This window comes from Citrobacter enshiensis, assembly GCF_029338175.1.
Lineage (GTDB): Bacteria > Pseudomonadota > Gammaproteobacteria > Enterobacterales > Enterobacteriaceae > Citrobacter_D > Citrobacter_D enshiensis.
In genome coordinates this window covers 2,855,522-2,874,260 of record NZ_CP119862.1, presented here as the reverse complement: position 1 = coordinate 2,874,260, position 18,739 = coordinate 2,855,522, and the positions used below count along the sequence as shown (strand labels likewise).

Genomic DNA, 18,739 nt, shown 5'->3' with positions numbered 1-18,739 from the left:
TCTCAACCCCAAAATAGGTGTCGACTGGCAACTGCGTGGCCAATAAATGCGCGTCGTTACTGCGCCTAACGTTTAGCATCCGCAGTACGCGTAGCGTGCTGGCGACATACTGCTGTCAGGCGCAATACCTGGTCTCATTCCGGCTTGATGTTCTGATTCATCCGGAAGAGGTTCGTCGGGTCGTACTTTTTCTTGAGCTCCACTAGTCGATTCCAGGTCGCACCGTAAGCGAAGGCGATGCGGTCAGTCTCCTCCTGGGTGAGGAAGTTGATGTATGCACCGCTGCTGGCAAACGGTTGTGATTTAGCGAAGAATTCGCGCGCCCAGGTAATGCAGTGCTCATCCTCTGTGGCTGACTCCCAGCGACCGTGCACATTCATCACGTAGTTGGCATCCCGACTTGAGTAGGCCATTGCTTCGGGCGAGACGTTGGCCGTCTGGCCTCCAATTGTCCCGATGAATATCTCACACTGGGGTGACGGCAACCTGGCGGCGTATTCGATGATGGCATCGATAACCCCCTCACTGAGTTGCGAAAAGTTGTGCGACTTCCAGTAGTTGCGCGCCCCTTTTGACAATAGCGGGTCGAATGCCTGCTGCCAGGCGATATAGGGCTGCACTCCGATGTGCTCGCCGAGCACCGTACCAAACCCGCGTAATGGCTCAATAAGCTTCTCGCCCTCTTTAGGGTCGCCCACATAGCACAGCGCGAGCGCGACCATCTCTTTCCCGTGAACGTCCTCGGGCAGGAAAGGTAGCGGAGGCGCCTTGCGCGTTACCATCCAAACATTGAGCTCTTCCGGCATCGTCTCGGTGAATTGGGCGAACTGCGAGATAACGGGCTTTGCCTGATCAAACGGAAACACGATGAGTCCACTCAATACATTCGGCCCGACGGGATGGAGTTGGAATTCGAAGCAAGTAACAACACCGAAGTTGCCACCTCCACCCCGCAACCCCCAAAAGAGATCCGAGTTTTCTGATTCGCTGGCGTGCAGTTGGCTGCCATCTGCCGTAACGACCTCCGCGGAGAGCAGATTGTCTATTGTCATACCGTACTTGCGACTCAGCCAGCCGAACCCGCCGCCGAGCGTCAGGCCGGCCACACCTGTGGTCGAGTTGATGCCCAGTGGCGTGGCAAGGCCATGTGCCTGCACCACCTTATCAAAATCGCCAAGGGTGCAGCCAGGTTCAACGCTAGCCCTGTTGGTTGCAAGGTCCACTTGCACTTTCTTCATCAGCGAGAGGTCGATCATTAGGCCGTCGTCGCACACGGCATTGCCCGCGATATTGTGTCCACCTCCTCGGATCGAAATGAGGAGATTTTGCGTTCGTCCAAATTCTATGGCCTGGACGACATCCTCAGGCGACGTGCAGCGGGCGATCAGCGCGGGTTTGCGGTCGATCATGGCGTTCCAGATCTGGCGCACCTCGTCGTAGCCTGCATCGTCAGGAAGAATCACCTCCCCCAGGAAGTGAGTTTTGAACTCGTCGATATTTAGCTTTAGTAACTCCTTCATGATTGTCTCCTACCTTTGAATATCCCTACTAATTATGGCGGATTTCACAAACCCTGATGGTTTGAAGGGTATTTAATGAGGCGTTTGTTGACTGTGGTCGTAAACAGAATCAGCACCGGATCACTCATCTGTCTGAGGCTGCTCTGCATGAAGAAATCAGAGGTGTGTTCGGCTATGGGATACAACACGTAAATGGAGGTCTGCTGACATGGGTTCAGAACAAAGTACGCCACTGAATGAATACGTTAAATCCATTGGCTGGCGGAAAACACAGGTAGGCAAAAGTGTAGCGATTTGAAGATAAGCGATTTAGTCATCTCAACGCTTTCCAGTAACTGATGATACGAATTCATAGCCAATCTTGAGATTAGCTATGTCTGTTTAGAGCGAGGAGCGGACACTCATTACATCCGTCAGGTCAGTAACCGGGTTAAGTCAGTCCTCTGCTAAACCCATTGCTTCAGAAGAACCTATAGCCACAGACACGCTACATGGCTAAAACGAGGGATTTTATCCTTTCTGCCTTTTCAAAGTGATCTAGTTTCATCTCCATAATCCACCAATGCGCAACCTCCATCAGCAGTTCAGGATCATCATTTTTATTGGCAAAAAAGGCATAGAATGAAAGCCCTACATTGCTGCCCTTAGAAGCAATTTTTGCTTCACACGTTCTGATGATTTTTTCCTTCATTCCTGGCTGCACGTTCACTCCTTATATATTTTCAGGGGCAGAGCGTTACAATATAACATCAGTCCGTGCGCTCTGTTAAAACAATCAATCGGTTACCCATTCATTGTGAAGCATCTGATTAAGGACCGCATGTGGCACGAAGCGGTTTAACCAGCGTGTTGCATCCATCGATTGAACTCACAGCGAAGAGCGGAAATTGACCTCGCACGGATATCATCAGTGCTCTCTAAAAGGGAATGGCTCGGATTACAGGATCACTTAGATTTTAAGTGCAGCAAGGATTGCGGCTTCCATTTTCTCTGGGGTGGTGAACGGTGCAAAACGCCTGATCGGTTTGCCGTCGCGTCCGATCAGGAACTTAGTGAAGTTCCAGTTGATCCGCCCACCCAGCACGCCGGGCAATTCTTCTTTCAGATAACGAAACACCGGGTGCGCAGCGGCGCCGTTGACCTCCACTTTCTCGAACATCGGGAAGCTCACACCGTAGTTGATGTGACAGGTCTGCGCGATTTCGTCGGCGCCGCCGGGTTCCTGCTTACCGAACTGGTTGCAGGGGAAACAAAGTACCACCAGCCCCTGGGCGGCGTACTTCTTGTAGAGCGCTTCAAGGCCTGCGTATTGTGGCGTGAAGCCACAATGGCTGGCGGTATTAACCACCAGAACCAGTTTACCCGCGTAGTCGGCCATAGAGATGAGCTGGCCACGCAGGCTGGTGGCAGTCAGTTGATGAAAGGTGGTCATATCGGAATCCTCAGAGCAGAACCAGTTCGACGACGACATTGCCACGAAGTGCGTTGCTGCTGGGGCACACGGCGTGGGTCATGGCGAGTAAATCCTGCGCCTGGCAGGTCCGGAATCGTGACTTCAAGCTTTACGGCGAGGGTGATGCCAACGGTGGTGGTGTCTTGAGTTTGGTAGAGGGTCTTCATGGCATCGTTCCTCTGCTGTTTGTTCGCGCGAGTAAATCGTGTGCGATACATCTTTGCAAAGTCGAACGAAAAGGACAACAAACAGACGATCTTTGACCAATTCCTCATTGATTAACACACCATGATGTTGGTCGTCTTCGTTTTTGGCACGAAACCAACCATAGAGCCATCATCGGACTGCTACGAGCGAGAAGCAGACAAAAAAACTAAGGATGTGCAGCACCTTTCAACCCGGCACGCACGTCTGGCCTATAGTCAGCCATTGAGGTGTATCGTGAATGGGAAACCTGGCAGTGCTAAAGAATTCAACAAGGGCCAGCTTTGTGCCGTGGCAGTGTGTCTTGGGAAATCGGGCAGTAGCGTGGGCAAAGCATTCATTAGGTAAACCAATATTTGACCAGTCGTTAAAATATGGATATGTTTATGCCAAATACACAACTCACTGGCATTCAATTATTTCGACATTCTTATGAGCGGAAGACCTAGAAAATTCGACGACAGCGCAGTTATCAAGGCGGCGATGGACGTGTTTTGGTCGAACGGTTACGACGGTGCTTCCGCTGAGGTGCTGTGTGAACGAACGGGCCTGGGGCGCGGCAGCCTCTACAATGCTTTTGGCAACAAGCAGAAGCTCTATGAGATAGCCTTGCGCCGTTACCAGGATCAAGGCCTTCAGGCGCAAGCGGACATCCTCAATGCTCCCGGTTCCGTCAAAGAGCGTTTGCTTGCTCTGATGCGCTGGGGCATCGAGGACGATTTGGGACCAAACAGAGGTCGGGGCTGTATGGCTCTGTTTGCCGTGCTCGACCGTGCTGGCAAAGATCCGGTCATTGCCGAGATCAGTCGTGTGTATGTGATCAAACTGGAGCAGGTGTTGTGCCATCTGTTTACCGTTGGACAGCGCAATGGCGAAGTGTCCTCAGAGTCCTCAGCATTGGAGTTGGCGCGAGCCTTTCTAAGCAGCTATTACGGCCTGCGTGTGCTGGGCCAGTCCATGCCGGATCGCGAGTTTCTTGAAGATGTGATAAAGGGTACGCTGGCCAGGCTCTAAGCAGGCGGCGAATACTCACAGAGGCCTTTTGGCCTTTTATTTTAACCAATATTGGAATGAACGTTAAAAAATGGAGTTCTGCATGCCACTAGTCATCTACATCCTTGGATTGACGATTTTTTCGTTGACCACCTCCGAGTTCATGGTCGCTGGCATGATGCCGTCGCTGACCATTGCCTTTGATGTGTCGGTTACGCAGGTTGGTTACCTGATTTCCGTGTATGCGCTTGGCATGGTGGTGGGTGGCCCACTGCTGACGGCTGGCCTGCTGCGACTACGCATGCCGAACAAGACGGCCTTATTGCTGCTGCTGGGTCTGTATGCGGTGGCGCAATCGGTCGCTGCCGTGACCGACAGCTATGCCGTCATGACCGTGGCACGCTTCTTCACAGGTGTGACTGCATCGGCGTGCTTTGGCGCAGCGCTGTCGATCTGCGCCGATACTGTGGCTGAGGATATGCGCGGACGGGCAGCGTCCATCGTGCTGGGCGGTTTGATGCTGGCGGCAGCGCTGGGTGTGCCTGTGGCCACATTGATTGACCAGCACATGGGCTGGCGCGCCAGCTTCTGGCTAGTGGCAATCCTGACCGTGATGTGCGCGCTGGTCATCGGGGGGCTGGTTCCTCGCTCCCCATCATCCACCGCCATCAGCCTGGGGGCCGAGTTGCGCGAGTTCAGGAGCAGGAACCTGTGGGCAGCCTATGCCACCAGTGCGCTGATTGTCGGCGCCACCTTTGCAGCCTTCAGCTATTTCACCCCCATCCTGACTGAAGTGTCCGGCTTCTCTGCCGCGATGATCCCCTGGCTGCTCGGCAGCTACGGCGTTGCCAACATCGTGGGCAATGCTGTAGTCGGACGCTATGCGGACAAGCACACATTTCCTGTCATGGCCTGGGGTTTGTCACTTTTAACGGCTGCGCTGGTTGTCTTTGCGCTGCTGGCGCATATCCCCATTGTCAGTGTTGCCATGGCGCTGGCGGTTGGTTTGGTCGGTGTTACGATGAACCCTGCAATGGTGGCACGCGTGATGAGGGCAGCCCAACCTGGGCCGATGGTCAATACCGTGCATAACTCGGTCATCAATATCGGTTTGGGCATGGGCGCATGGCTTGGAGGGCTGGGAATCGACGCTGGCTATGGATTGAGATCACCGCTGTGGGTAGGTGTGCTGCTTGCAGTACTGGGATTGCTCAGTCTTGCGCCGTATATGCACAAGAGGCGTCGGTTTCATCCACGTCAGATATGAGTAGAGCAAGGTCGTCTGTATCATTGAGCTTCAATACCTCCGTTGCTTTCTTGCTGTCACCGAAGACTTGCACGTCGCCCGCACCGCTTAATATGCGGTGTATACTGCCAGGCGTTTTATTCTTTATCAAACTTCGATATATCTAATGTCAGCTTCTGGTTGTGAGTTCAATGAGGGAAAGTTGTCTGGTGTGTATACCGGATCTATACCAAAGGTTGACGGTGTGTGGTAGACCGTATTTTGTTACATCTGTGATGCTGTGGGAGAAGCAATAGGATAATATATTCTTACCACAGTTATTTTTTGCGACGAACCCGGTGATGATCGACTTAAGGTATTATGTGAATGCTATTAAAAATGGAAAGAAAGTAAATTGCATTCAAGAGAGCAGGGAAAAAGATGATTTAGCAGAAGTTGAGACTATCTCTAAGGTATGGCTTCATGAGAGTGGTGTGATAATCAGCTACACCAATGAACTTGAAGCAATGCAAAGCTCCGCTCATGTTTGTCCTGAATGTTGGATCTGTTGGGAAGTCACAGATGCGGCTGGACAGGATATCAGACCAATGAAAAAGCAATTTCATAACGTTTGCCAGGAATCATTTTGGTTAAAAATGAATTGACGGCGTGTGTATTGTTTCACTTTTCGCAAAGGCAACAATAATACTTGCCAACGGCTATTGTACGCCTGTTTTTATCCGGGCCGGAGAGTTTGGCCGCTGTGCTCGTCCCCTCAGCCGTAAATAAATTCGCCCTTCACAGAAAAAATAATTTCAGCACAAATTGAACGTTCCTTATGTTTAATACATCAGTAATATCTTAACGTTTCGTATTCAGTCTTCAGTCTTCAGTCTTCAGTCTGGGGCTCATGGGAATACTGATATCAGGATGTAGGAAGATCCGGTCGCTGCTGCTGGGTTCTGCTACCAGGCACAATCCGACCATACTCAAACGGAGGAAATATGAGTAAGCAACATCAGGCACTCATCATTGGCGCATCTCGGGGGATCGGGCTTGGTCTGAGTCAGGAGTTGCATCATCGGGGATGGGCAGTCTCTGCAACGCGCAGGCAGTCTGTTGGAGCAGAGATGTATCCAGCAATTACGTGGCTGACTCTCGATATTAATGATGTGCAGCAAAGCACTGCTTTCGGTCAGTTGCTGCAGCCAGGGCAATACGATGTCATTCTGATTAATGCTGGCGTGCAGGGTCCGGAGCGTCAGTCAGCCAGTTCCGCGACGCCAGAAGAGCTCTTGTCCTTGTTTATGACCAATACGTTCTCGCCTATCAGGTTAGCAAATTTAGTGCTTGATGCCGTTAAGCCGGGAACAGGGATCCTGGCCTTCACCAGTTCAAAGCTTGCCAGCCTGAACGAAAACACGCAGGCTGATATGCCTCTCTACTCGGCAAGTAAATCCGCCCTGAACATGCTGACACGCGCCTTGTTACCGGAGACAGATTCTCGTGGTCTGACGCTTCTGTCACTGCATCCGGGCTGGGTGCAGACTGATATGGGTGGCGCGCAGGCACCGCTTACGGTTGAAGAAAGCGTTAAGGGGCTGGCTAACGTTCTGGAAAGTTATCAAGGGAAGGGGGGACATCATTTCGTGGACTACACCTCAACGCCGTTAAGCTGGTAGTCGCAGTAAGTCGCTTTACCCATTCAGGAGACAAAACTTGAATGGGTACTTGGAAATATTATTCTTCAGCCTAAAACCTGACTGAAAAGGCCTCGCAATCCGTTGATGTTTCAGCTGTAACCGCAGGCTTTAAAAACACAACGTAGATCGGTTGTTTTTAAGAATCTTTTATTTATACGAATTATAAAGAAAAAATAAAATTCAGGACAATGCGGGAACCGTATTCCGTCTCTTTTTAAGTGCAAAATAGGCTGTCATTTCCTGGCACAAACCTGCGCTACACGCTGTACTCTTTTTAAACCATTCCATACTCCGCCCCTCAATCGGCCTGGCTTTTTTGCCTCTGTGATTACATTTTTGTGGTGTGTCGTATGGGAGAGGAGGAGAGATGAAACAGCCTGAAAATGTCTACCTGCGCATTGACGGAAACCAGTGGCGACACGTCTGGATTGTGGGCGATCTCCACGGGTGTTTTTCCTTGCTGATGGCGAAATTACGCGAATGCCATTTTGATCCCTGGCAGGATCTGCTGGTCTCGGTAGGCGATGTTATCGATCGTGGGCCAGACAGTCTGGGCTGCCTCCGGTTGCTGCGTAAAAACTGGATGGTGGCGATCAGAGGGAACCATGAGCAAATGGCGATGGATGCGCTGAAATCAGAAGAACCTTCGTTATGGTCGATGAATGGCGGGGGCTGGTTTATGGCGTTGCCTGCAATACAGCAGGCGCAGGCAAGGCGCGCGCTGGACGATTGCCGCGAACTTCCGTGGATTCTGGAGCTGCATTGCCACAATGGCACGCACGTTGTGGCGCATGCTGATTATCCGGACGATGAGTATCAGTGGCAAAAGCCTGTCGACTTGCATGAGGTGTTGTGGAGTCGCACGCGTCTGAGTGAACGGCTGGCGGGACGCGGTGGCGGTATTGGTGGGGCGGATCACTTCTGGTTTGGCCATACCCCGTTACGTCATCGCGTGGATATGGATAACCTGCACTATATTGATACCGGTGCCGTATTTGGTGGCGAACTGACGCTGGTCCAGTTGCAGTAATCAGAAATCGCTGTATTTCTGGGCTGGCAGCCAGAATCCATCGATGAAGTCTTCTATCGGGAAGCAGCCTCCATGGCGAATTCGCTGATCGTCCATTGAGAACAGGCACTGTTGCTCAGTATTGTAGACATCCACCACGATATCCTCGCAACCGCCATCCAGGTAGCAAACAAAAAGTACCAGTGCGAACATTCGATCCTCAAATTGTACTGCCGTACCGTTAGTGTAGGAGAGGTTATCGGATGAGGGAAAGGAAGAGATAAATAACCCGTCTGGCGACGGGTTCTTTTTGAGTCAGGCAAGACGCATGACCCAGGCATCGGAATGGCGATCGTAGCGGGTGCGGAATAGAACGGAATGTTCTCCATTGAGGAGGGCGGGGATGCTGGTTTCGTCGTCCCAGGCATCCAGTTGCATACATAAATCAGGATCGGATTTACACGGAATGGTTAACGTTCGATCCCCCGGCGATTCACCGTGTAACTCACCGTCATCAATTTCAAAAGCGCCAATACGCACACTGGTTTTCATCATTTGCTCTCCGTTGAAATTCGCTGGTTGTGGTACGACCAGTTCGATCGCCCAATTTTCAGCGTAGTCAACGGCGGCAAAAGCGCCAGTAAAAAAGTGCGCTATTTTTGCGCGCTTTTAGGCATTACCGCTAAACAGCTTGCCGTCACGCACCAGTTCGCGGGGATAGCTATTTTTCAGGCGCGAACCAATGCGTTTTGCCAGACCTATCGGCTGATGCTGGAAGGTCACCAGAACATCGTCAGTGGCTGGAGACGTTTGCGGATAAACATCGCGACCGCGATACCACTCTTCCGCATCTTGCTGCGAAAGTTCAAAGGCATTTTTGTGCTCAGGATTGGCCAGCGCAATGACGGCCTCGTGCTGCCAGCGGAATCCTTTGTTATGGGTTTCCGCTAATTTGAGACCGAGTCGGGAGAAGCGCACTTTGCCAATCAACCCTTCAATCGCCGCCGGGAAAAGCCAGATCTCTTTATCACGTTGCCAGAGGCGCAGATTCTCATCCCATTGCAAGCCGCTGGCGTTGGCCGCCTGCGTAATCTGTGCCGCTTCGCGACTTTTCACCGGTGTAAACGGAAAATTACCGACTTTATATTTTGGCGTCGGTAGCGCAGGGATAGCCTGTGTTTTGCGTAAACGCGCAACGAAAAAGCCTTCACAGTCATAAATCTGCGGGAAGACATGCAGAAAACCTTCCGGCGTCAATGCCCGCTTTGCCTCGGGAAATAAGTCATCCAGCGGGAGGAATTCAACGGCGTCCGGCCAGGTTTCTTTTAGCCACAGACAGACGGCTTCGTTTTCATCGCGATTGAGCGTACAGGTGGAATAAACCAGCGTTCCGCCGGGGCGTAATGCGTGGAATGCACTCTCAAGCAACTCGCGCTGGGTGGCGGCGATGTCAAGGTTGCTCTCAATCGACCAATTTTTGAGCGCGTCAGGATCTTTGCGCACCACGCCCTCGCCTGAACAGGGGGCGTCCAGCAGAATGGCATCAAACATTTCTGGCAGTGCGGCACCGAACACGCGACCGTCAAAATGGGTCAGCGCGACATTACTGATCCCGCAACGACTGATGTTCGCATGCAGCACTTTGACGCGGCTGGCAGAAAACTCATTAGCCAGAATCGCGCCCTGGTTATGCATTCTGGCGGCGATTTGCGTGGTTTTAGAACCTGGGGCGGCAGCGACGTCCATGACCCGCTCAGGGCTATTTCCGTCGGCAAACAGTGCGGCGACCGGCAGCATTGAGCTTGCTTCCTGAATATAAAACAGACCGCTTAAATGCTCGGCCGTACTGCCCAGCGGCAGTGACTCTTCATTATCACGCTCGATCCAAAAACCTTCCTCACACCAGGGTACGGGCGTCAGTGACCAGCCGTAAGGGGCCGTCAACTCGAGAAACGCGGAGACGGAGATTTTCAGTGTGTTGACGCGAATGCTGCGGCGTAGCGGACGCTGGCAGGCGGCAAGAAAATCATCAAAACAGAGCGTTGAAGGCATTATCTCACGCATTTGCGTCAGAAAAGCATCAGGAAAATAAACGGCGTGTTGAGCCACAAGAATATACCACCGGCAGTAAAACAGGCGCGCAGTGTAGCACAAACGCTCCGGCGCGGGCACGCCGGAGCGGAGCGGTTAACGAGGGAGAGCCGTACCCCACTCGCGCCACTCTTTGGGTTCAACTTCCAGCAGCAGGAAGTGTTTACCTGCCTGCGCTTTCGGTGCCAGCGGCGTGCCTGGCGGGGTGGCAAACGCGATACCGCCACGAACGAACTGATTAAAGGTACCTGTCTTCACGACCCCGCCGGTCAGACCGAAATCGAGGCTATAGCCGGAAGCCAGCCAGAAGACGGAGTTGTTGCGTACGAGGTGCTGATAACGCTGGCTGATACGCATGGCGATCATCACACGGTCAGACAGTGTTCCCAACGTCATTCCGGTTACCGTGCCCACTTCAATTCCCCGGAACAGAACCGGCGTACCGATGTTCAGCGAACCGGCTTCAGGGGCTTCAACCACAATGCTCAGGCCATCAAGATAGCGCGAGTCAGTAATGGTGGTTTCCTGTAGCTCGAATTCGCGACGTGGATTGCCGCGCCCCGGTTCAACGTTGATGTAAGGCTGCAAAATAGTATCCAGATGCTCGACGCCCGCGGCAGAGATTTGCGGGGTGATCACCGAGAAACGGGTACCGCCCCGGGCAAAGGTTTGCACATATTCCGGGTAGAGTACCGCTTTGGCCTGAACTTCATTGCGTGCAGTAATCAACTCAAGCGTCTGGATCTGTCCAATGTCGATGCCGAGGTAACGAATCGGCATGCCTGCGGCGAGTTTTCCCGCGTCGAAGGCGTGTAAGGTGATCTGGCTGCCGACCGCGCGGGCTGCGGTTTCCGACGCATAAAGGATCCGTTTGTCGCCTTTACGTTGGCTGGCGCTGGCGCCGCTCAAATTATCGAAGCTGATAGCCCCTTTTAGCGCCCGGGAGAGCGGGGAGGCTTGCACGGTAAGGCCGCTGCCATTGAGCTGTACTTTCGCGCCGCCCTCAGCCCAGAACACGCTGTTGCTGGTTAGCAGATTGCGGTATTCAGGCTTGATATGCAGATCAATATCAAAGGCATTGGCGCGCGGACGCACGGTGATCACTTCACCCACTTCAAATTTACGGTACAGCACGACGGAACCGGCCTGTACATCCGGTAATGTTTCGGCGCTGAGGCTCACGGTGGTTGTCGGCAAGTCGCTCAGGCTGTTTTCTACGGCTTTTTCCAGATTGGCGTACAGCGGATAACTGGACTTCATCTCGCCCTTTGTGCCAGGCAAAATGCGAATGCCGCCGCTTATCCATTCACTGGCGCTGGCGCCGAGAAACTCAATGCCGTCCAGACCGACTTTGACATCGACACGGCTATTGACCACGAATTTGCTGTCGCCCTGAACCAGATCGCGATGTTGTGGATCGATAGCGACCATAAATGTGACGCCTTTGCTGGTGAGTTTACGCTCAATGACCTGGCCCACCTGCACCCCGTGCAGAATAAGCGGCTGTCCGGCATCAATGCCGTAGCTTTCCGGCGCGGTGAGGGTAAAGGTCAGGACATTTTGCTCATGAAGCAGGGCTTGTTCGCCCGGCACCACCACAAACTCGCTACGCGGCACACCTTCACCGGGCACCAGTTCGAAGGTTTTGCCGGTGAGTAATGCGCTGAGGTTGGCATCGCTGAGCGACAGTTTCGGATTGCGTAGCTCAATGCGTGTTGAATCGCGCAGCAGTGTCACAACGCCAGGATCCACCGTCATTTCACCGGTCACTTTTCCGCCGGAGGTAAGATGCAGTTGGGTTAACTGACCCACTTCCAGCCCCTGATACATCAATGGCGTTGAACCGGCCTTCAGGCCGTCGCCACTGGGCAGCTCAAGTTTTACCAGTACGCCACGTTGACTGTGCGCGAGATCCTGGTACAACCCGAAAGTATCATCCTGGGCAGCGGGCTGAGAATTGTCGGGGGAATCAAACGCGATAGCGCCGTTCACCAGCGCCGCCAGACTTTCCAGTTTCACTTTTGCGCCGCTGAGACTGATGTCGGCATTCACCCCCGAGACATTCCAGAAACGGCTGCCTTTTTTCACCAGGTTAGTGAAGCGTCGTTCAATCAGCACATCAATCGTGACCCCTTGTTTATTGGGGTTGATGGCGTAGTCATAGACGCGGCCAACCGGAATTTTACGGAAATAGACCAGCGCGCCACTGTTGAGAGAGCCGAGATCCGGCGCCTGAAGATGGATCATTAATTCGCCGTTGTTCAGGCGATATTTTGGTTGTGTATCCAGCGCCACAAAGTGATCGCTGGGCTCGCCTTTTCCGGGCATCATGCCGATATAGTTGCCGCCGACCAGCGCGTCCAGGCCGGAAACCCCCGCCAGAGACGCTTTCGGCGTGACCAGCCAGAACTGCGTATCTTCACGCAGTGCATCTTTCATGTCGGCCTTGATACTGACGCGAACTTTGATTTTGCGCAGGTCTTTACTCAGATTGATATCCTGCACCGTGCCAACTTCAACCCCTTGATAACGCACGGGGGTTCGGCCAGGAACAATGCCATCCGCCGACATAAAATCGATGGTGACGGTATTACCGCGATCTTCATAACTTCCCCAAACCAGCCATCCTGCGATCATCAGGGCAATGAGCGGCAGCAGCCAGAAGGGAGAAATACGGCGTTTTGTTTTAATCTGCGCTTCCGTCGGCGAAGCGGGCGTTTCCTGACTCATGTGCATCCCAAAGTAAGCGGCTATCCAGCCATTCGACTGAAAGAATAGTCAATATTACCGCTGAGCCGAAATACAGCGCAGCCGGTCCCATAGTAAAAGCCAGTATCTGATCGCGATTAATCAGAGACATCGTTAATGAAATAACAAAGAGATCCAGCATTGACCAACGACCAATCCAGGTAACCAGCCGCAGAAGCCGGATACGCATTTGCAGCCCCAGCACAGAGTTGAAGTGGATACTGATCAACAGTGTAAACATCACAATTATTTTGGTAAATGGCACCAGGATACTGGCGATAAAGACCACGGCGGCCACCGCAACATTGCTGCTCGCCAGTGACATAATACCTGAAAAAATAGTGTCTTCCTGACGCCCGCCATTGACATAAATAATCGAAATGGGCATCAGGTTGGCCGGTAGCAAAAAGACGATGGAGGCTAATAAGGCGGCCCAACATTTTTGTATGCTCTGCTTTCTGCGCAACCGCAGTGGGATATGACAGCGAGGGCAACGCCCACGGGGATCAGGGTAACCGGTAAAGTGACATCCAAGACAAACGCGAAGTTTTTCGTCGGGACGCCGGGCCGGTTTCTGAGGGTAAAAGCGCTCCCATAACTGCTCCACATTGAGGTGGGATAAGGTCAGAATACTGAGGATCACCAGCGCGATGAAGGCAGTGAGCCCGACACCTGGTAGCAAAAAGGCGTAATCCTGCACTTTAATTGATGCCACCGCGATGCCGACCAGGTAGATATCCAGCATGACCCACTCTTTTAACCTTTCCAGCATCAACAGCACCGGGCGCAGGTTCATACCCAGAATGTTGCCAAACCACAGGTAGGCGATGGCGGTCACCAGCACCAGCGGCGCACCGGCGACACAAAAAAGCACCATCGCGGCGGTAATCGGGTCGCCCTGTTTTGTCATCTGCCAGATACCCTGCATGACGTTGGCGTCAATGCGTACCCCGAGTAAATAGATGTGCAGCAGCGGTTCACCCCAGGCAAAAGGCATCAGCAACAGCATCGTGATGGCCATCGCCGCCAGACGCGTCAGCGACCAGTCGCGGCCGTCGCGAATTTTGGCCTGACAGCGCGGGCAGTACGCGCTCTGGTAAGAACGCATTTTAGGCAGGCTGAACAGCAGGTCGCACTGAGGGCAACGTTGATAATGTGCACGGGGCAATGCCTCGCCGATGGATCTGACCGCTATTTTTTTCGTTGGCGTGATATGTGGAGTATTAAGAGCCATGTATCGCGAATCAAAATGTGAGATGTCTGTAATCTTAACTCATGACGGGAATGATCTTGAGCATTAACGCATTTAATGCTTATTTTAATAGGCTGCAGTTTAAAGTAAGACAACCAAGTGATTATAAAATGAACAAAATAGAGTTATACACGGATCTTAATCGCGACTTTCAGGCATTAATGGCAGGTGAAACAAGCTTTCTGGCGACGCTCTCGAACACCAGCGCATTGCTGTATGAACGTCTTTCAGAAGTAAATTGGGCGGGTTTTTACCTGCTTGAAAACGACACGCTGGTGTTAGGTCCGTTCCAGGGGAAAATCGCCTGCGTGCGTATTCCGGTTGGGCGCGGTGTCTGTGGCACGGCAGTGGCGCAGAACAGCGTTCAGCGTATCGAAGATGTTCATGCCTTTGACGGGCATATCGCGTGCGATGCGGCCAGCAATTCCGAAATCGTACTGCCGCTGACGGTCGGGAATCGGATTCTGGGGGTGTTGGACATTGATAGCACGGCGTTTGGTCGCTTCACTGAAGAAGATGAACAGGGGCTGCGTCAGCTTGTCGCACAGCTTGAGACGGTGCTTGCAATGACGGATTACAAAAAATTCTTTGCGGCCGATGCAGGATAATCAACGGATAACGTAGCAATTACTGATGGCGTCATTATAATGACGCCTGTTCATGCCTGCGGCTAGTTGGCTACGTCCGTTGTAATCAGGAAATTTCATGGAAAATCAACCTAAGTTGAATAGCAGTAAAGAAGTTATCGCATTTTTGGCCGAACGTTTTCCCCACTGTTTTAGTGCGGAAGGCGAAGCGCGCCCACTGAAAATTGGCATTTTTCAGGATCTGGTAGAGCGTGTTGAGGGTGAAATGAACCTTAGCAAGACACAACTTCGCTCCGCTTTACGTCTTTACACTTCAAGCTGGCGTTACCTGTACGGTGTTAAACCGGGTGCAACGCGTGTCGATCTCGACGGCAACCCTTGTGGTGAGCTGGACGAGCAGCACGTTGAGCACGCACGTAAGCAGCTTGAAGAGGCAAAAGCTCGCGTTCAGGCGCAGCGCGCAGAACAGCAAGCGAAAAAACGCGAAGCTGCCGCTGCCGCAGGCGAAAAAGAAGACGCCCCGCGTCGCGAACGTAAGCCGCGTCCTGCACCACGCCGCAAAGAAGGCGCTGAACGTAAAGTTCGCGCTGAGAAACCGGCAGCGAAAGCACCTCGTGCACCTCGCGAAGAGCAGCACACCCCGGTTTCTGACATTTCAGTCCTCACGGTAGGGCAGTCTCTGAAGGTGAAAGCAGGTAATAATGCGATGGATGCCACCGTATTAGAAATCACCAAAGATGGCGTCCGTGTACAGCTGAATTCGGGTATGTCTTTGATTGTACGCGCAGAACACCTGGTGTTCTGAAACGGAGGCCAGGCCGGGCATGAACACTTTTTTTAGGCTTACCGCGTTAGCTGGCCTGCTTGCAATAGCAGGCCAGTCATTTGCTGTGGACGACATTACGCGTGCCGATCAAATTCCTGTACTGAAGGAAGAAACACAGCATGCGACAGTGAGTGAACGTGTGACGTCCCGTTTCACACGTTCCCACTATCGTCAGTTCGATCTGGATCAGTCGTTTTCGGCGAAAATATTCGATCGTTATCTGAATTTACTCGACTTCAGCCACAACGTGCTGTTGGCGAGCGATGTCGAACAGTTTGCTAAAAAGAAAACCGTGCTGGGCGATGAGCTACGTTCGGGCAAGCTGGATGTCTTTTACGATCTCTATAATCTGGCGCAAAAACGTCGATTTGAACGTTATCAGTATGCGTTAAGCGTACTGGAGCGTCCGATGGATTTCACCGGTACCGATACGTTTAACCTCGATCGCAGCAAAGCCCCCTGGCCGAAGAATGAGGCCGAGCTGAATGCGCTGTGGGATGGCAAAGTAAAATTTGACGAGCTGAGCCTGAAGTTAACGGGCAAGACCGACAAAGAAATTCGTGAGACGCTGACGCGTCGTTACAAATTTGCCATTCGCCGTCTGGCGCAGACCAACAGCGAAGACGTTTTCTCGCTGGCAATGACCGCTTTCGCTCGCGAAATCGATCCGCATACCAATTACCTTTCCCCGCGTAACACGGAACAATTCAATACCGAAATGAGCCTGTCTCTGGAAGGTATTGGCGCTGTGCTGCAGATGGATGATGATTACACGGTCATCAACTCCATGGTGGCTGGCGGTCCGGCGGCGAAGAGCAAAGCGATAAGCGTTGGCGATCGCATTGTGGGCGTCGGCCAGAACGGTAAAGGCATGGTGGATGTGATTGGCTGGCGTCTTGATGATGTTGTTGCGCTGATCAAAGGACCGAAGGGCAGTAAAGTTCGCCTTGAAGTCCTGCCTGCCGGTAAAGGCACGAAGACCCGAATTGTCACGCTGACGCGTGAACGTATCCGCCTTGAAGACCGTGCTGTCAAAATGTCGGTGAAAACCGTCGGCAAAGAAAAAGTGGGCGTGCTGGATATTCCTGGTTTCTATGTTGGCCTGACGGATGATGTCAAAGTTCAACTGCAGAAACTGGAAAAACAGAACGTGAGCAGCATCGTTATCGATCTGCGCACCAACGGTGGCGGCGCGCTGACAGAGGCCGTTTCGCTCTCTGGCTTGTTTATCCCTTCTGGCCCGGTTGTGCAGGTGCGTGACAACAACGGTAAGGTTCGCGAAGACAGCGACACCGACGGCGTTGTCTACTACAAAGGTCCGCTGGTGGTGTTAGTCGACCGCTTTAGCGCATCCGCATCTGAAATTTTTGCCGCCGCAATGCAGGATTATGGGCGTGCGCTGATCGTGGGTGAGCCAACCTTCGGGAAGGGTACCGTGCAGCAGTACCGTTCACTGAATCGTATTTACGACCAGATGCTGCGTCCTGAATGGCCGGCGTTGGGTTCCGTGCAATACACAATCCAGAAGTTCTATCGTGTCAATGGCGGTAGTACTCAGCGTAAAGGCGTTACACCAGATATCCTCATGCCGACAGGTAATGAAGAGACTGAAACCGGTGAGAAGTTCGAAGATAACGCGTTGCCGTGGGACAGTGTTGATGCGGCAACCTATGTGAAGTCAGAGGATTTGACGCCATTCGGTCCGGAATTGCTCAAGGAACACACTGCACGTATCGCCAGTGATCCTGAATTCCAGTACATCATGAAGGATATTGCCCGTTACAACGCCATGAAAGATAAACGCAACATCGCGTCTCTCAATTTTGCGCAACGTGAAAAAGAGAATAACGAAGATGATGCAATGCGACTGGCGCGTATCAATGACCGCTTTAAACGCGAAGGTAAACCACCGCTGAAGAACCTGGACGATCTGCCGAAGGATTACCAGGAGCCCGATCCGTATCTTGATGAGACGGTGAAAATAGCGCTGGACCTGGCCCATCTTGAGAAAGAGAAGCCTGCGGAGCAACCCGCAGTCACGCAATAACCCTGAACAGGCACAAGAAATTGTGCCTGTTTTTTTTAACAAGTGCAGGGGGCTGTCAGACAATGGCTCTCAAATGTAAAGTTGTGTCTTTCTGGTGACTTACAGCCCATTGATGCTTGAAAATAGCGATAAGACCCATACGATGTGGGTAATCGCATAGTGCGTTTTGTTAAGTTGAGGTTAAAAGAAGATTATGATGCGAATCGCGCTCTTCCTGCTGACGAACCTGGCCGTGATGGTCGTTTTCGGGCTGGTGCTGAGCCTGACGGGGATACAGTCGAGCAGTGTGCAAGGCCTGCTGATCATGGCGCTGCTGTTTGGTTTTGGTGGTTCCTTCATTTCGCTGCTGATGTCCAAATGGATGGCGCTGAAATCCGTTGGTGGAGAGGTCATCGAGCAACCACGCAATGAAAGAGAACGCTGGCTGATGAATACGGTCGCGACGCAGGCCCGCCAGGCGGGGATTGCTATGCCGCAGGTGGCTATTTACCATGCGCCAGATATCAATGCATTTGCAACTGGTGCTCGTCGTGATGCGTCGTTGGTCGCCGTGAGCTCGGGTTTGCTGCAAAACATGAGCCCGGACGAAGCTGAAGCCGTTATTGCGCATGAGATCAGCCATATCGCTAATGGCGATATGGTGACGATGACCCTGATTCAGGGGGTGGTGAACACGTTTGTTATCTTTATCTCGCGTATTCTTGCGCAGATCGCCGCTGGTTTTATGGGCGGTAACCGTGAAGAAGAAGGTGAGGGTGGCAATGGTAATCCGTTGATCTACTTCGCTGTTGCGACAGTGCTGGAGCTGGTCTTTGGTATTCTGGCGAGCATTATCACCATGTGGTTCTCTCGTCACCGCGAATTCCATGCCGATGCCGGTTCGGCGAAACTTGTCGGTCGCGAAAAAATGATTGCCGCGCTGCAGCGTCTGAAAACCAGCTATGAGCCGCAGGAAGCCAGCAGCATGATGGCATTCTGTATCAACGGCAAGTCGAAATCGCTGAGCGAATTGTTCATGACGCACCCACCGCTGGATAAGCGTATTGAAGCGCTGCGCAGTGGAGAATATCTGAAGTAACAG

17 protein-coding genes are annotated in these 18,739 nt (G+C 52.5%); 9 read left to right on the top strand and 8 right to left on the bottom strand.

Annotated features, from left to right (window positions below; translation table 11 throughout):
- Positions 1 to 134: 134 nt before the first annotated feature.
- The 3 genes from P2W74_RS13950 to P2W74_RS13940 form a co-directional block, all read right to left on the bottom strand.
- Complete coding sequence (locus P2W74_RS13950) at positions 135 to 1,520, bottom strand: FAD-binding oxidoreductase (protein ID WP_276292068.1); 1,386 nt, start codon at positions 1,518 to 1,520, stop codon at positions 135 to 137.
- A gap of 487 nt (positions 1,521 to 2,007) precedes the next feature.
- Positions 2,008 to 2,223 carry a DUF6500 family protein gene (locus P2W74_RS13945; protein WP_276292067.1) on the bottom strand — a complete coding sequence of 72 codons (216 nt, stop codon included), beginning with the start codon at positions 2,221 to 2,223 and terminating at the stop codon, positions 2,008 to 2,010.
- 246 nt (positions 2,224 to 2,469) lie between these two features.
- On the bottom strand, positions 2,470 to 2,952 hold the full coding sequence (locus tag P2W74_RS13940) for a glutathione peroxidase (protein ID WP_276292066.1): 483 nt from the start codon (positions 2,950 to 2,952) through the stop codon (positions 2,470 to 2,472).
- 657 nt (positions 2,953 to 3,609) lie between these two features.
- Between P2W74_RS13940 and P2W74_RS13935 the strand changes: the two genes are divergently transcribed.
- The 5 genes from P2W74_RS13935 (at position 3,610) to pphA (ending at position 8,128) form a co-directional block, all read left to right on the top strand.
- Positions 3,610 to 4,191, top strand: coding sequence for a TetR/AcrR family transcriptional regulator (locus P2W74_RS13935; RefSeq protein WP_276292065.1), 582 nt, complete (start codon positions 3,610 to 3,612; stop codon positions 4,189 to 4,191).
- 82 nt (positions 4,192 to 4,273) lie between these two features.
- On the top strand, positions 4,274 to 5,437 hold the full coding sequence (locus P2W74_RS13930; RefSeq protein WP_276292064.1) for an MFS transporter: 1,164 nt from the start codon (positions 4,274 to 4,276) through the stop codon (positions 5,435 to 5,437).
- A 341-nt stretch (positions 5,438 to 5,778) separates the two neighbouring features.
- Entirely contained in the window at positions 5,779 to 6,060 is a 282-nt protein-coding gene (locus P2W74_RS13925; protein ID WP_276292063.1) for a hypothetical protein, read from the top strand.
- Positions 6,061 to 6,399: 339 nt separating this feature from the next.
- On the top strand, positions 6,400 to 7,077 hold the full coding sequence (locus P2W74_RS13920; protein ID WP_276292062.1) for an SDR family oxidoreductase: 678 nt from the start codon (positions 6,400 to 6,402) through the stop codon (positions 7,075 to 7,077).
- A gap of 388 nt (positions 7,078 to 7,465) precedes the next feature.
- A complete protein-coding gene (gene pphA / locus P2W74_RS13915) occupies positions 7,466 to 8,128 on the top strand; it encodes a protein-serine/threonine phosphatase (protein ID WP_276292061.1) in 663 nt (220 codons plus the stop codon).
- Here the strand turns inward: pphA and P2W74_RS13910 are convergent, their stop codons facing one another.
- The 5 genes from P2W74_RS13910 to yebS form a co-directional block, all read right to left on the bottom strand.
- Positions 8,129 to 8,320, bottom strand: a complete 192-nt coding sequence (locus P2W74_RS13910) for a YdfD/YebW family protein (protein ID WP_203358126.1) — start codon at positions 8,318 to 8,320, stop codon at positions 8,129 to 8,131. It abuts the gene before it with no gap.
- A 102-nt stretch (positions 8,321 to 8,422) separates the two neighbouring features.
- The gene (locus P2W74_RS13905; RefSeq protein ID WP_192614329.1) at positions 8,423 to 8,659 is read right to left on the bottom strand and encodes a YebV family protein; all 237 of its coding nucleotides are present in this window, start codon (positions 8,657 to 8,659) and stop codon (positions 8,423 to 8,425) included.
- A gap of 117 nt (positions 8,660 to 8,776) precedes the next feature.
- Positions 8,777 to 10,216 (bottom strand): 16S rRNA (cytosine(1407)-C(5))-methyltransferase RsmF, encoded by a 1,440-nt coding sequence (gene rsmF / locus P2W74_RS13900; RefSeq protein WP_276292060.1) that lies wholly within the window; start codon positions 10,214 to 10,216, stop codon positions 8,777 to 8,779.
- Positions 10,217 to 10,294: 78 nt separating this feature from the next.
- On the bottom strand, positions 10,295 to 12,928 hold the full coding sequence (locus P2W74_RS13895) for a PqiB family protein (protein ID WP_276292059.1): 2,634 nt from the start codon (positions 12,926 to 12,928) through the stop codon (positions 10,295 to 10,297).
- Positions 12,885 to 14,180 carry a membrane integrity lipid transport subunit YebS gene (gene yebS / locus P2W74_RS13890; protein ID WP_276292058.1) on the bottom strand — a complete coding sequence of 432 codons (1,296 nt, stop codon included), beginning with the start codon at positions 14,178 to 14,180 and terminating at the stop codon, positions 12,885 to 12,887. The genes P2W74_RS13895 and yebS overlap by 44 nt, the downstream gene beginning before the upstream one ends.
- 128 nt (positions 14,181 to 14,308) lie before the next feature.
- Between yebS and P2W74_RS13885 the strand changes: the two genes are divergently transcribed.
- From P2W74_RS13885 to htpX, 4 genes are all read left to right on the top strand, one after another.
- Positions 14,309 to 14,806: a GAF domain-containing protein gene (locus P2W74_RS13885; RefSeq protein WP_276292057.1), complete on the top strand. Its 498-nt coding sequence runs from the start codon at positions 14,309 to 14,311 to the stop codon at positions 14,804 to 14,806.
- A 97-nt stretch (positions 14,807 to 14,903) separates the two neighbouring features.
- Positions 14,904 to 15,590 (top strand): RNA chaperone ProQ, encoded by a 687-nt coding sequence (gene proQ / locus P2W74_RS13880; protein ID WP_203358122.1) that lies wholly within the window; start codon positions 14,904 to 14,906, stop codon positions 15,588 to 15,590.
- Positions 15,591 to 15,609: 19 nt separating this feature from the next.
- Complete coding sequence (prc, locus tag P2W74_RS13875; RefSeq protein WP_276292056.1) at positions 15,610 to 17,658, top strand: carboxy terminal-processing peptidase; 2,049 nt, start codon at positions 15,610 to 15,612, stop codon at positions 17,656 to 17,658.
- Positions 17,659 to 17,851: 193 nt separating this feature from the next.
- On the top strand, positions 17,852 to 18,736 hold the full coding sequence (gene htpX / locus P2W74_RS13870; protein ID WP_271445046.1) for a protease HtpX: 885 nt from the start codon (positions 17,852 to 17,854) through the stop codon (positions 18,734 to 18,736).
- Positions 18,737 to 18,739 lie beyond the last annotated feature (3 nt).

Bases quoted from the DNA above. Each gene is read 5' to 3' on its own strand.
- P2W74_RS13950 (WP_276292068.1), bottom strand. From the start codon at position 1,520: ATGAAGGAGTTACTAAAGCTAAATATCGACGAGTTCAAAACTCACTTC.
- P2W74_RS13940 (WP_276292066.1), bottom strand. From the start codon at position 2,952: ATGACCACCTTTCATCAACTGACTGCCACCAGCCTGCGTGGCCAGCTC.
- P2W74_RS13935 (WP_276292065.1), top strand. From the start codon at position 3,610: ATGAGCGGAAGACCTAGAAAATTCGACGACAGCGCAGTTATCAAGGCG.
- P2W74_RS13930 (WP_276292064.1), top strand. From the start codon at position 4,274: ATGCCACTAGTCATCTACATCCTTGGATTGACGATTTTTTCGTTGACC.
- P2W74_RS13920 (WP_276292062.1), top strand. From the start codon at position 6,400: ATGAGTAAGCAACATCAGGCACTCATCATTGGCGCATCTCGGGGGATC.
- pphA (WP_276292061.1), top strand. From the start codon at position 7,466: ATGAAACAGCCTGAAAATGTCTACCTGCGCATTGACGGAAACCAGTGG.
- P2W74_RS13910 (WP_203358126.1), bottom strand. From the start codon at position 8,320: ATGTTCGCACTGGTACTTTTTGTTTGCTACCTGGATGGCGGTTGCGAG.
- P2W74_RS13905 (WP_192614329.1), bottom strand. From the start codon at position 8,659: ATGAAAACCAGTGTGCGTATTGGCGCTTTTGAAATTGATGACGGTGAG.
- P2W74_RS13895 (WP_276292059.1), bottom strand. From the start codon at position 12,928: ATGAGTCAGGAAACGCCCGCTTCGCCGACGGAAGCGCAGATTAAAACA.
- yebS (WP_276292058.1), bottom strand. From the start codon at position 14,180: ATGGCTCTTAATACTCCACATATCACGCCAACGAAAAAAATAGCGGTC.
- P2W74_RS13885 (WP_276292057.1), top strand. From the start codon at position 14,309: ATGAACAAAATAGAGTTATACACGGATCTTAATCGCGACTTTCAGGCA.
- proQ (WP_203358122.1), top strand. From the start codon at position 14,904: ATGGAAAATCAACCTAAGTTGAATAGCAGTAAAGAAGTTATCGCATTT.
- prc (WP_276292056.1), top strand. From the start codon at position 15,610: ATGAACACTTTTTTTAGGCTTACCGCGTTAGCTGGCCTGCTTGCAATA.
- htpX (WP_271445046.1), top strand. From the start codon at position 17,852: ATGATGCGAATCGCGCTCTTCCTGCTGACGAACCTGGCCGTGATGGTC.